The 12,337-nt window shown below is 67.0% G+C and carries 10 protein-coding genes; 7 read left to right on the forward strand and 3 right to left on the reverse strand.

The window, feature by feature from the left end:
- From N5E02_RS11855 to N5E02_RS11885, 7 genes are all read left to right on the forward strand, one after another.
- The coding region (locus tag N5E02_RS11855) for a hypothetical protein (protein WP_146257762.1) at positions 1–190 on the forward strand (190 nt) is incomplete at its 5' end.
- Positions 191–317: 127 nt separating this feature from the next.
- On the forward strand, positions 318–2,783 hold the full coding sequence (locus tag N5E02_RS11860) for a GH92 family glycosyl hydrolase (RefSeq protein WP_235649550.1): 2,466 nt from the start codon (positions 318–320) through the stop codon (positions 2,781–2,783).
- A 96-nt stretch (positions 2,784–2,879) separates the two neighbouring features.
- Positions 2,880–3,929: a LacI family DNA-binding transcriptional regulator gene (locus tag N5E02_RS11865; RefSeq protein ID WP_005416345.1), complete on the forward strand. Its 1,050-nt coding sequence runs from the start codon at positions 2,880–2,882 to the stop codon at positions 3,927–3,929.
- Between the two features lie 60 nt (positions 3,930–3,989).
- Positions 3,990–5,303, forward strand: a complete 1,314-nt coding sequence (gene fucP / locus N5E02_RS11870; protein WP_235649551.1) for an L-fucose:H+ symporter permease — start codon at positions 3,990–3,992, stop codon at positions 5,301–5,303.
- Between the two features lie 7 nt (positions 5,304–5,310).
- Complete coding sequence (locus N5E02_RS11875; protein ID WP_164093669.1) at positions 5,311–6,306, forward strand: carbohydrate kinase; 996 nt, start codon at positions 5,311–5,313, stop codon at positions 6,304–6,306.
- The gene (locus N5E02_RS11880) at positions 6,303–7,529 is read left to right on the forward strand and encodes an AGE family epimerase/isomerase (RefSeq protein WP_065177594.1); all 1,227 of its coding nucleotides are present in this window, start codon (positions 6,303–6,305) and stop codon (positions 7,527–7,529) included. The genes N5E02_RS11875 and N5E02_RS11880 overlap by 4 nt, the downstream gene beginning before the upstream one ends.
- A 90-nt stretch (positions 7,530–7,619) precedes the next feature.
- Complete coding sequence (locus tag N5E02_RS11885; RefSeq protein WP_235649552.1) at positions 7,620–10,238, forward strand: glycoside hydrolase family 2 protein; 2,619 nt, start codon at positions 7,620–7,622, stop codon at positions 10,236–10,238.
- An 81-nt stretch (positions 10,239–10,319) separates the two neighbouring features.
- Here N5E02_RS11885 and mtnC read toward each other — a convergent pair whose 3' ends face one another.
- From mtnC to N5E02_RS11900, 3 genes are all read right to left on the reverse strand, one after another.
- A complete protein-coding gene (gene mtnC, locus N5E02_RS11890; RefSeq protein WP_235649553.1) occupies positions 10,320–11,015 on the reverse strand; it encodes an acireductone synthase in 696 nt (231 codons plus the stop codon).
- Between the two features lie 3 nt (positions 11,016–11,018).
- The gene (locus N5E02_RS11895) at positions 11,019–11,576 is read right to left on the reverse strand and encodes an acireductone dioxygenase (protein ID WP_065177596.1); all 558 of its coding nucleotides are present in this window, start codon (positions 11,574–11,576) and stop codon (positions 11,019–11,021) included.
- A gap of 92 nt (positions 11,577–11,668) precedes the next feature.
- Positions 11,669–12,310: a methylthioribulose 1-phosphate dehydratase gene (locus N5E02_RS11900; RefSeq protein WP_057497058.1), complete on the reverse strand. Its 642-nt coding sequence runs from the start codon at positions 12,308–12,310 to the stop codon at positions 11,669–11,671.
- Positions 12,311–12,337 lie beyond the last annotated feature (27 nt).

Genomic DNA, 12,337 nt, shown 5'->3' on the forward strand with positions numbered 1-12,337 from the left:
CCCGCAACCGGACCCACCCCGACTCCCCGCAGGAAACTGGCTTCTGCTGTTGCTGTTGCTGTTGCTGTTGCTGTTGCTGTTGCTCCAGCTCGTAGCAGGTGCAGGGCGCAGCCCTGCCGAACACCCCATCTCATGCTGCGCCGCAGAATGCATTCGGCTGAACCTGCATGCTCTACTTGAATCGATCTAAATTCACGGTCTGGTGGGTCGGGCGTCATTCCAGGGGGAGCTCTCTGCAGGTCAGGGCAGGGCTCAGCGGAACGGTGCCGGACGGCCCCGGCCGTCTGCCTCCGCGTCATCGACTACAGGAACCCGACATGCGTCCAGTGCCGTCCGCTCCCGCCGTCCCATTGTCCTCGCGCCCGCTGGTGCGCCTGGCCTGCCTGCTCGCGCTGTCGTCAGTGCCGGTGCTGCTGCAGGCCGCACCGGCCGCGCTGGAACGCGAGGTCAATACCTTCATCGGCAGCAAGGACGACGGCAACACGTTCCCGGGTGCGTCGGCACCGTTCGGCCTGATCCAGGTCAGTCCGATCGGCAGCCACTACTCGGGCTGGCGCTATGACGACGAGAAGATCCGCGGGTTCGGCCACTCCTTCCTGTCCGGCGCGGGTTGCTGGGAACAGGGCGGGCAGGTGTCGGTGCTGCCGGTGACCGGTTCGATCGGTCCGGGCGGCGATTTCGATACCGGCAATGCCAAGCAGTTCGACCACAAGGCCTACGCATCGACCTACACCCACGATGGCGAGGTCGGCCAGGCCGGCTACTACAAGGTGCGCCTGACCAGCTACGGCGGCATCGATGCGGAAGCCACCGCGCGCACCCGTGCCGCCGCCGAGCGCTACACCTTCAGCCAGCGCAGCGGCGATGGCCACGTGCTCGTCAATGTCGGCCAGGCCAACGAGCGCCATTCGGTGATCGGCAGCGTGGTCGATGTGGTCGGCGATCGTGTGGTGGAAGGCAAACTGGTCACCAAGAGCTTCTGTGGCGGCCACCAGTACACCACCTGGTTCCGCATCGAGTTTGACCGTCCGTTCAAGGCGCATGGCACCTGGGGTGAGGGCGGTGGCCTGCCGGGCGCGCGCCACAGCATGGAAGGCGAGCAGAAGCCGAACGGCGCCTGGCTCAGCTTCGACCTGGCCAAGGGCCAGTCGGTGACGGCGGTCAGCGCGATCTCGCACGTGGATGCCGAAGGCGCGCGCACCAACCTGCGCGCAGAAGGCATGCAGAATGGGGTGCTGCTCGGCTTCGACCGCATGCGTGCGCTGTCCCAGCAGTCCTGGCGCGAGCAGCTGGGCCGGGTGCGTGTTCAGGGCGGCACTGCCGACGACCGCGCGGTGTTCTACAGCGCGGTCTATCACGCACTGCTGCAGCCGATGACCGGCAACGACGCCGACGGCCGCTACCGCGGTTATGACGACGGTATCCACCGCGCCGATGGCTGGACCTATTACGAGTACTTCTCGCTGTGGGATACCTACCGCGCGCAGAACCAGTGGCTGGCGCTGACCCGCCCGGACGTGGCGCGCGACATCGGCCGTACCCTGCTGGCGATCGACGAACAGGTCGGTTGGCTGCCGCGCTGGGGTTATGCCAACTTCGAGACCAACATCATGACCGGCGATCCGGTCACGCCGTTCATGGTCGACCTGTGGCGCTTCGGCGCGCTCAAGGGCCGTGAATCACAGGCCTGGGATGCACTGCGCCGCAATGCCTTCGGCACGCCGCCACTGAACTCGCGCATGGCCGGACGCTCCGGCAACCCGACCTACCTGGACAAGGGCTATGTGGCCTACGACCGCGCGTTCCCGTCCAAGGGCATGGATGTCGATCCACACCATGGTGGTTCGGCCACGCTGGAGTATGCGTTGGCCGACTGCGCGCTCTCGCAGATGGCCGATGGCCTGGGCCATGCGCAGGATGCGGCGACGCTGCGTGAGCGTGGCCGCAACTGGCGCAAGGTGTGGGACCCGCAGGTGCGGGATGCCGAGACGGGTTTCACCGGCTTCCCGCGCCCGCGCACCGAGGATGGCCAGTGGTACACGCCGGCCGATGGCCACTACAGCCCGCGTTCGCACCACGGTTTCCATGAGGGCACGGCGTGGCAGTACCAGTGGCTGGCGCAGCAGGACGTGCCCGGCCTGGTCGAAGCGATGGACGGCCGCGAACAGGCCGGTCGCCGCCTGGATGCGTTCTTCGCGATGGACGCGCTGCAGGCCGATCCGCTCAATGCCGCCCGCAAGGCGTGGGTGGTGGGGCCGTACAGCTACTACAACCAGTTCCGCTACAACCCGAACAACGAGCCGGACCTGCACTCGCCGTGGCTGTACACGCTGATCGGCCAGCCGTGGAAGACCGCCGCCGTGGTGCGTGCCGCGCAGCAGTTGTTCACCAATGCCCCTAATGGCGTGACCGGCAACGATGACCTCGGCACGATGTCGGCCTGGTACCTGTTCAGCGCCATCGGCGTGTACCCGGCGGTGCCGGGCAGCGGCCAGTTCCTGCTGCACGCGCCGCGCTTCAGCAAGGTCGAAGTGGATATGGGCAATGGCCGAACCCTGCGCATCGACGCGCAGGGAGCCGATGGCCGCCGCCTGCAATACGTGCAGGGTGTGCGGGTCGACGGCCAGGCGCATGCACCGGTGTGGTTGGACTGGGACCGCCTGCAGCAGGGCCCGCGCCTGCAGTTCGCGCTCGACGCGAAGGCGCCGGAGCAGGGCTGGGGCACCGCGGTGAAGGACCTGCCGGTGTCCTGGTGCGCGGCACCGGGCAGCCAGCTGCGCTGAGCCGGACTGTGCCGTTCGCGCTGACCCAGCGAACGGCACGGCACGACACGGCCCTGATCCATTAGGCTTGAGCCTCCAGCGGAGTCCGGGAAGACGATGAACGACAACGGCAACAGTCCCAGCAAGCGCGCCGGCAAGGCGGTGACGGTGACCGACATCGCGCGCGCGATCGGCGTGTCACGGGCAACCGTGTCGCTGGTGCTGCGTGGCAGCCCGCTGGTCAACGTCGATACCCGCGCCAAGGTCGAGGCCGAACTGCGCCGCCAGCGTTACGTCTACAACCGCGCGGCGGCCAACCTGCGCCGTCGTACCTCGTCGAGCATCGCGCTGGTGATCAACGATCTCTCCAACCCGTTCTTCGCCGAGTTCGCATCGGGTGTGGACGAGGCGTTGGGCGGGCGTGGCTACGTGACCCTGCTCGGCAGCACGGGTGAATCGCCGGAGCGGCAGCAGGCGGTGCTGTCCACGCTGATGGAGCACACCCCGGCCGGCCTGATCCTGTCGCCGGCCGAGGGCAGCGATACCGCACAGCTGCGGCAGGCACTGGGTGCCAATGCCAACGTGCTGCTGTTCAACCGCGAACTGGCCGGGGCCGACTGGGACTTCCTGACCCTGGACAACCAGCACGGCGCCTATCTGGCCACGCGCCACCTGATTGAGCGCGGCCACCGCCAGATCGCGTTCTTCGGGGGCCACGCCGCATCCAGTTCCTGCCACCAGCGCCGCGCGGGTTTCCAGCAGGCGCTGGCCGAGGCCGGTCTTTCGCTGCCGCCGGGCTGGATGATCGAGTCGGCCCCGAACCGCCTGGAAGCGGCAGCGCGCACCGATGAACTCTTCGCCGACGGTCATCGGCCGAGTGCGGCGGTCTGCTACAACGACACCGTCGCGCTGGGCCTGATGCTGGGCTTGAACTCGCGCGGCATCCGTCCGGGCGGCGATTTCGCCGTCACCGGCTTCGATGATATTTCCGAGGCGGCGGTGGCCGTACCGCCGTTGACCACGCTCACCGCCGACCCGCGCGAGCGTGGCCGCCAGGCTGCGGCGCTGCTGCTGCAGCGGCTGGACGAACCCGACGCGCCGCCTCGGCGCACGGTCGCGCCGGTGCAGTTGCGCATCCGCGAAAGCAGTGCCGCACGACCGAACTGATTCCTTCCGCATACCCCTTCCACGCAACAACGACCTTCCGCGCATCGAGGCGCGTACCGCATGCCGATCTCCGCAACGCCCCGTCCATCGGGTTCTTCGGGCAACGCACCCGCCGTCACCAACGGCAAGGCGTTGGCTGTCGTGACCACGATCTTCTTCATGTGGGGCTTCCTGACCTGCCTCAATGACATCCTGATCCCGCACCTGAAGGCGGTGTTCGAACTGAACTACGCCAAGGCGATGCTGGTGCAGTTCACCTTCTTCGGTACTTACTTCCTGATGTCGCTGCCGGCGGGCCGCCTGGTGGCGGCGCTGGGCTACAAGAAGGGCATCGTGGCTGGACTGGTGATCGCCGGCATTGGCGCGCTGGGCTTCTGGCCGGCGGCCGAACTGCGCGTGTACGGCGCCTTCCTCGGTGCGTTGTTCGTACTGGCCACGGGCATTACCGTGCTGCAGGTCGCCGCCAACCCGTACGTCGCGCTGCTGGGCCCGGAACAGACCAGTTCCAGCCGCCTGACCCTGGCGCAGGCGCTGAACTCGCTGGGCACGGCCATCGCGCCGATCTTCGGCGGCATGCTGATCCTGTCCAACACTGTCAAGAGCGCTGACGACATCGCGGCGCTGCCGGCGGCCGAGCAGCTGGCCTACCGTGCCGCCGAGGCGCAGGCCGTGCAGGGACCGTACGTGGGCCTGGCCGTGGCGCTGGTGCTGCTGGCGCTGTTCGTGTTCCTGTTCCGCCTGCCGGCGCTGAGCGACGCCACCGAGCAGGCCGACCAGGGCCACCACCACAGCTACCTGGATGTGCTGCGCAAGCGCCACCTGCTGCTGGGCGTGCTGGGCATCTTCTTCTACGTCGGCGCTGAGGTGTCGATCGGCAGCTTCCTGGTCAACTACCTGTCGATGCCCAACATCGGTGGCTTCAGCGAACAGGAAGCCACGCACTACGTGTCGGCCTACTGGACGATGGCGATGATCGGCCGCTTCGCGGGTTCAGCGCTGCTGGCGCGCTTCTCGCCCAGCCGCCTGCTGGCGATCTTCGCGCTGGTCAACGTGGCGCTGCTGGTCACGACCATGCTGAGCTCCGGCAACATCGCGCTGTACTCGGTGGTGGCGATCGGCCTGTTCAACTCGATCATGTTCCCGACCATCTTCGCGCTGAGCATCGAGCGCCTGGGGCCACTGACCAACAAGGGCTCCAGCCTGCTGATCATGGCCATCGTCGGCGGTGCCGTGGTGCCGTACCTGCAGGGCGTCCTGGCCGACCACATCGGTGTGCAGGCCAGCTTCATCCTGCCGCTGCTGTGCTACGGCTACATCATTTTCTACGGACTGGTCGGCGCGCGTACGCCGGCCTCCGCAACGCAGGGAGGCTGAGTCCGGAATGGGTGGCATCGTTTGCTTCGGCGAAATTTTGATCGATCTACTAGCGCAGCCGCCGGCCTCGGCCGACACGCCGCGCGCCTTCCTGCAGTACGCCGGTGGTGCACCGGCCAACGTTGCCGTTGCGGCCGCACGGTTGGGTGCGAAGACGCAGTTCGTCGGCACGCTGGGCCGCGACATGTTCGGCGACTTCCTGGCCGACAGCCTGGTCGAGCACGGCGTGGGCACGGATTACATCGTGCGTACCGATGCGGCCAAGACCGCACTGGCCTTCGTCGCACTGGATGCCAGCGGCGAGCGCAGCTTCAGCTTCTATCGCCCGCCGGCAGCCGACCTGCTGTTCCGTGACAGCGACTTCCAGGCGGCGTGCTTCGACAGCGCACAGTGCTTCCATGTCTGTTCCAACAGCCTGACCGAAGCGGCCATCGCCGAGGCGACCTTCGCCGGCATGGATCGTGCGCGCGCGGCTGGTGCGGTGGTCAGCCTCGACCTCAATCTGCGTCCGGCGCTGTGGCCGGCGAACGAGGATCCGACACCGCGCCTGTGGCAGGCGCTGGAACGCGCCGACCTGGTCAAGCTGTCGCGCGAGGAGCTGGACTACCTGGCCGCGCCGCTGGGTGCCGATGGCGAGGCAGCGGTACTGCGGCGCCTGCTCGCTGCGCGCGCGCGCTGGGTGATCGTCACCGACGGTGCGGCCACGCTGCACTGGTACACGCGCGACAACCACGGCACGATCACAAGCTTCCGCGTGGCTACCGTCGACACCACGGCGGCTGGCGATGCTTTCGTCGGTGGCGTGCTGGTTGGGCTGCTGGAGCGCGGCGGCGCCGGTGCCGGTTTTGCCGCCTTCTGCAAGGACCCGGAGGCGATCACCGCCACGCTGCGCTTCGGTGCTGCGGTCGGTGCGCTGGCTGTTACCCGCAAGGGCGCGTTCGCCGCGATGCCCTCGCTCGATGAAGTGCAGCAGCTGCTGCAGGCCCAGGACATTACCGCATGAGCACCTCCCCCGACTTCCGTTCGCCCGCGTTCCTGCGCGCGCATATCGCCGACACGATGGCGTTCTACCACCCGCGCTGCATCGACCCGAACGGTGGCTTCTTCCACTACTTCCGTGACGACGGCAGCATCTACGACGCCAACCATCGCCATCTGGTGAGCAGCACGCGTTTCGTCTTCAACTATGCGATGGCCTACCGCGAATTCGGCAACGCCGAATACCGTGAGGCAGTCGAGCACGGCGTGCGCTACCTGCGCGAGGTGCACCGCAACCCGGCCACCGGCGGTTACGCCTGGACCCTGCGCGATGGCAAGGTCGAGGATGACATGAACCACTGCTACGGCGTGGCGTTCGTGCTGCTGGCCTACAGCTGCGCACTGAAGGCCGGTCTCGAACAGGCCCGCGCATGGATGGACGAGACCTGGCAGCTGCTGGAAGCGCGCTTCTGGGAGCCGCAGCACGGCCTCTACAAGGACGAAGCCGATGGGCAGTGGAATTTCACCGGCTACCGTGGCCAGAACGCCAACATGCACATGTGCGAGGCGATGCTGGCCGCCTTCGAGGCCAGCGGCGAACAGCGCTATGTGGAGCGCGCGCTGCAGCTGGCCGACAACATGACCCGCCGCCAGGCCGCCAAGGCCGGTGGCCTGGTGTGGGAGCACTACGATTCCAACTGGGAGATCGACTGGGACTACAACCTGGACGACCCCAAGCACCTGTTCCGCCCGTGGGGCTTCCAGCCGGGCCACCAGACCGAATGGGCCAAGCTGTTGTTGATCCTGGACCGCCATGTGCAGGTCGACTGGCTGGTGCCGACCGCGCAGCACCTGTTCGACGTGGCCGTGGCGCGCAGCTGGGACGAGGCGCGGGGTGGCCTGTACTACGGTTTCGCGCCGGAGTCGCGCCGGCAGCCGGGCATGGATGGCGCCCCGATCGGTGGCGACAGTTTCGTCTGCGACGACGACAAGTATTTCTGGGTACAGGCGGAGACGCTTGCGACCGCCGCACTGATGGCCAAGCGTACCGGCGATGACCGCTATTGGCAGTGGTACGAGCGTATCTGGGCGTATTCGTGGGAACACTTCGTCGATCACCGGTACGGCGCCTGGTTCCGCATCCTCGATGCCGACAATCGCAAGTACAGCGACGAGAAGAGCCCGGCCGGCAAGGTGGATTACCACACCATGGGTGCGTGCTACGAAGTGTTGAACGTGGTGCGTTGAGGTTGGCGCGCCGGGCATGGCCCGGCGCTGCCGTGAACTGGACTTGCAGGTAGCGCCGGACCATGCCCGGCGGAAAGACAGGAGCATCCCGTGCATCGCCTTCCCCTCGTTGTCCGCCTGCTCCTGCTGCTGATCGCGGCGTCCGCCTTCCCGGTCGCTGCCACGCCGCTGCAGGCGCAGTGGGAGTTCCGTATGCTGCCCGGCGACGCGCAGGGCGCCGCTCATCCAGGTCTGCAGCAATGGCGGGCGGCGACGGTGCCGGGCAGCGTGCACACCGACCTGCTGGCTCACGAACTGATCCGTGATCCGTATGTCGGCGCACCAGAGGCCGAACTGCAATGGATCGGCCTGGCCGCCTGGGAGTACCGCGCCCGCTTCGACGTGGATGCGGCGACGCTGGCCAAGCCCAATGCCGAGCTGCGCTTCGACGGTCTGGATACCTACGCCGACGTCAGCCTCAACGGCAAGCCGCTGCTGCGCGCGGACAACGCGCACCGGACCTGGCGCGCGCGCGTGAATGGGCGCCTGCGGGCCAGGGACAATGAACTGCAGATCGTGTTCCGTTCGCCGATCCGCACCCTGCTGCCGGGCGTGCGGGCAATGCCGCACAAGATCGCTGGCAACTACCCGTCGCCGTATGGCGATGAGCCGAAGGACGCGATGGTCGGCAACTTCGCGCGCAAGCCGGCCTACCACTTCGGCTGGGACTGGGGTCCGCGCTATGTCACCGCCGGCGTCTGGCGCGGAATCGATCTGCAGGCTTGGGACGCGTACCGCCTGACCGATCTTGCGGTGCGCACGGATGCATTGAGCGCGGAGCAGGCGAAGCTGGCCGTGCTGCTGCAGGTGGAGCAGGGCGCGTCGGCGGGCTCGGCCGTGGTGACTGTGGATGTGCGCGATCCGCAGGGCCGCAACGTGGCCCAGGTGCAGCGCACGGTGCTGCTGAAGCCCGGCCAGAACAGCATCGAGGTTCCGGTTGAACTGGCCGATCCGCGGCGCTGGTGGCCAGTCGGCCACGGTGCGCAGGACCGCTACATGGTGCAGGCCCGCCTGGACCAAGGTGGCACGCCGGAGCTGGCGCGCGAACAGCGCATCGGCCTGCGCACGGTCGAACTGCGCCGCGAGGAAGACCGCAAGGGCGGGCAGGGCTTTGCCTTCGTCATCAACGGCGTGGAGATCTTCGCCAAGGGCGCCAACGTCATTCCGTTCGATGCCTTCCCCGCGCGCGTCGATACCGCACGCCTGCGCCAGGTGCTGACGGCCGCGCGCGACGCCAACATGAACATGCTGCGCAACTGGGGCGGCGGCTACTACGAGGAGGACGCGTTCTTCGACATCGCCGACGAACTGGGCCTGCTGGTGTGGCAGGACTTCATGTTCGGCGGCGGCATGCAGCCGGGCTACGATCCGGCGTTTCGTGCCAACGTGGTGGCCGAAGCACGCGACAACGTACGTCGTCTGCGCCATCACCCCAGCATCGTGCTGTGGTGTGGCAACAACGAGGAAGAAACCGCCTGGAAGGACTGGGGCCACGGCCGCGACCTGAAGGCGGCCGACCCGGCATTTGCGGCGAAGGTCTGGCAGGGCTACGTCGACCTGTTCGGCAACGACCTGCGCCAGGTTGTGGGCGAGGAGGGGCTGGGCGTGCCGTACTGGTCCAGCTCACCGAGCAACGACCTTGACGAGAAGGCCAACGATTCAACGCGTGGCGACAAGCACTACTGGCAGGTCTGGGGCAATCCGGCGTTGCCGGTGCAGGCCTACCTGCGCGAGACGCCGCGCTTCATGTCCGAGTACGGGCTGCAGGCGTGGCCGTCGGTGGCGACAGTGGACCAGATCGCCACCCGCGCCGAACAACGCATCGACAGCCCGGTGATCCGCGCGCACCAGAAATTCATGGCCGGCGAGGGCAACAGCCGCCTGCTGCACTACATCGAACTGGGTTACGGCACGCCGAAGGACTTCGAGGACTTCGTCTATCTCAGCCAAGTGATGCAGGCCGATGGCATCGCACTGGCGGCGCTGCATCATCGCGCCTCGCGGCCATACACGATGGGTTCGCTGTACTGGCAGCTCAACGATGTCTGGCCCGGCGCCTCGTGGTCCAGCGTGGACTATTTCGGCCGCTGGAAGGCGCTGCACTTCGCCGCGCGGCGTTTCTTCGCGCCAGTGACGGTGGCAGCGCTGCGCGACGAGGGCAGCACGCGGGTGCGCCTGATCAATGATGGCGCCTCACTGGAAGCGCGCTGGCGTCTGCGGGTGATGGACGTGGAGGGGAAGGTGCTGCGTCGTCGCGAGGAAACGGTGACGTTGGTGGCGGCGGGTGTCACCTCGATGGGCGATTTCAGCGATGCAGAGCTGCTGGCCGGTGCCGACCCGACGCGTACGGTGGCGGTGTTCGAGTTGCTGCAGCAAGGCGACGTGAGCGCGCGGCAGGTGGTCGGTTTCGTTGAGGCCAAGGACCAGCTGTTGCCGCGGCAGAAACCCAAGGCCACGTTGTCCATCGAAGGGGACCACTATCGTCTGCGGCTGGAAAGCGCGGCGTACGTGCGCGCGGCGTGGATCGACTTCGGCGCGCTGGATGTGCAGGTCGAAGACAACCTGCTGGACCTGCTGCCGGGCGAAACACGTGATATCGCGGTGCGCGGCCCGGTGGATCTGGTTACCCTGCGCGAAGCGCTGAAGGTGAAGACCCTCAACGACCGTTGAGGGGTTTCCCGCTTTGGTAGGTGCCAACCTTGGTTGGCACACCAGCAGCATGCCAACCAAGGTTGGCACCTACCATTTTGCTTACAGCTGGATCTGCTGGAAATTCTCGACTCGTTCGTGGCCGTTGGCGGCCTGGCCGGTACGCGGCATCGGGTAATCATCCAGGCGATCGATCAGGCGGGTCTGCAACCCGGCTTCGCGGGCGGCATCCAGTTCTTCCACCACATCGGACAGGAACAGGATCTCGCCGGCCGGTACGCCGATGGCCTGCACGATGCGGCGGTAGCTGTCGGCCTCGCGCTTGCCGCCGACTTCGGTATCGAACCAGCCCGACACCAGCGGGCTGAGGTCGCCGGCGTCGCTGAACCCGAAGAACAGCTTCTGCGCCGGCACCGAACCGGAGGAGTACACGTACAGCGGCAGGCCGGAAGCGTGCCAGCCCTTCAGCACCGGCGCCACTTCCGGGTAGAAGTGCGCGGTGTAGTCGCCACGGCGGTATCCTTCGTCCCAGATCAGCCCCTGCAGCGCCTTCAGGGCGGTGTGCTTGCGGTCCTGGTCGATCCAGCCCTGCAGCGTCTCGGCTATCAGATTGTCCTTGCAGGCACCGCCGATCTCGGTAGCCACCGCGTCCAGCCAGCGGCGGACTTCAGGCTGCTGGCCATGCTCGGCGACAAACGCGGGCAACGCCTTGCGCGCATAGGGGAACAGCACGTTCTTGACGAACGAGATGCTGCTGGTGGTGCCTTCGATGTCGGTCAGGATGACGCGGGCTTGCATGGATCAGGACGCCTGGGTGGGTACGTAACGAGGGAACTTCTGCGCGATGTCGGTGCCGGTGAAATGGCCGACCCAGCCGTCCGGCTCGGTGAAGAAGCGGATCGCCACGAAGCTGGGTTCCTCGCCCATGTCGAACCAGTGGGTGGTGCCATCGGGCACGGCGATCAGGTCGTCCTTCACGCATTCGATCTCATAGACCTTGTCACCCACGTGCAGGGTGAACAGGCCCGAGCCAGCAACGAAGAAGCGCACTTCGTCTTCCTTGTGGAAGTGCTCGTCGAGGAACTTCTTGCGCAGCTCGGCGCGATTCGGGTTGTCCGGGGCGATCGAGGCTACGTCCACGCTCTTGAAGCCGCGCTCGGCGACCAGGCGGTCGATGTCAGCGCGGTAGGCGGCGAATACTTCCTCCTGGCTGGCGCCCGGTGCGACGGGCGCGGTGGCCTGCCAGCGCTCGAAGGTGACGCCGATCTTCTGCAGCTCGGCAGTGATGACCGCGCCGTCCTGGGTGTCCAGCAGCGGCGAATCGGGGCGGGTGTCGTCGTAGATGCGCAGTCGGCTCATGGCGGCAGCTTGAACGTCTCGGGGGGAAGACAGGGTAGCAGGGTGGGTGTAGGGCGCAGATTCCGGATCGGCATCTGCACCTGCGCGCCGGTTCAGCCGCGCAGCCTGCGCAGCTCCAGTTCGCAGTGGAACAGGAACTCGAACGCTTCCAGGTGGCGGCGTGCCTCGGCCATGTCGCGGCCCCAGGCGTACAGGCCGTGGCCATCGATCAGATAGCCCCACAGGTTCTGCCGGTCGAGCAGGTCATCGACCTGCTTCGACAGCACGTTCATGTCCTGGGTGTTGGCGAACACCGGCACATCGATGGCCATTTCGTGGGTACTGTTGCCGGCGAAGGCCTTCAACAGCTCGTAGCCTTCCAGGCGGATATGACCCTGCGGCGCGTACAGGCGCGAGGCGATGGTCTGCACCGGAGAGTGCGTATGCAGCACGCAGCCGACCTCCGGGAAGCGGCGGTACAACTGGGTGTGCAGCAGGGTCTCGGCGGACGGGCGCAGCGGACGGCCGACGGCCTGGCCGTCGAAGTCCACCACCATGATGTCGTCCTCGATCAGGCGGCCCTTGTCCTTGCCGGACACCGTGATCGCCGCGTGGCGATCGTCCAGGCGGTGGGAGAAGTTGCTGCTGGTGGCCGGGGTCCAGCCGGCATGGGCCAGTTCGCGGACGTTGTCGATCAGCAGCTGGGCCAGTTCGCTCAGGCGCGCGGTGTCGTAGGGGAAGGTGGGGGCGTTCATGCCGACGATTTTACTGGATTCGGCCAA

The organism is Stenotrophomonas sp. GD03777 (genome assembly GCF_029842485.1).
In the GTDB taxonomy this organism is placed as follows: domain Bacteria; phylum Pseudomonadota; class Gammaproteobacteria; order Xanthomonadales; family Xanthomonadaceae; genus Stenotrophomonas; species Stenotrophomonas sepilia.

Excerpts from the sequence above, each read along its gene's own strand:
- N5E02_RS11860 (WP_235649550.1), top strand. The coding sequence starts at position 318 with ATGCGTCCAGTGCCGTCCGCTCCCGCCGTCCCATTGTCCTCGCGCCCG.
- N5E02_RS11865 (WP_005416345.1), top strand. The coding sequence starts at position 2,880 with ATGAACGACAACGGCAACAGTCCCAGCAAGCGCGCCGGCAAGGCGGTG.
- fucP (WP_235649551.1), top strand. The coding sequence starts at position 3,990 with ATGCCGATCTCCGCAACGCCCCGTCCATCGGGTTCTTCGGGCAACGCA.
- N5E02_RS11875 (WP_164093669.1), top strand. The coding sequence starts at position 5,311 with ATGGGTGGCATCGTTTGCTTCGGCGAAATTTTGATCGATCTACTAGCG.
- N5E02_RS11880 (WP_065177594.1), top strand. The coding sequence starts at position 6,303 with ATGAGCACCTCCCCCGACTTCCGTTCGCCCGCGTTCCTGCGCGCGCAT.
- mtnC (WP_235649553.1), bottom strand. The coding sequence starts at position 11,015 with ATGCAAGCCCGCGTCATCCTGACCGACATCGAAGGCACCACCAGCAGC.
- N5E02_RS11895 (WP_065177596.1), bottom strand. The coding sequence starts at position 11,576 with ATGAGCCGACTGCGCATCTACGACGACACCCGCCCCGATTCGCCGCTG.
- N5E02_RS11900 (WP_057497058.1), bottom strand. The coding sequence starts at position 12,310 with ATGAACGCCCCCACCTTCCCCTACGACACCGCGCGCCTGAGCGAACTG.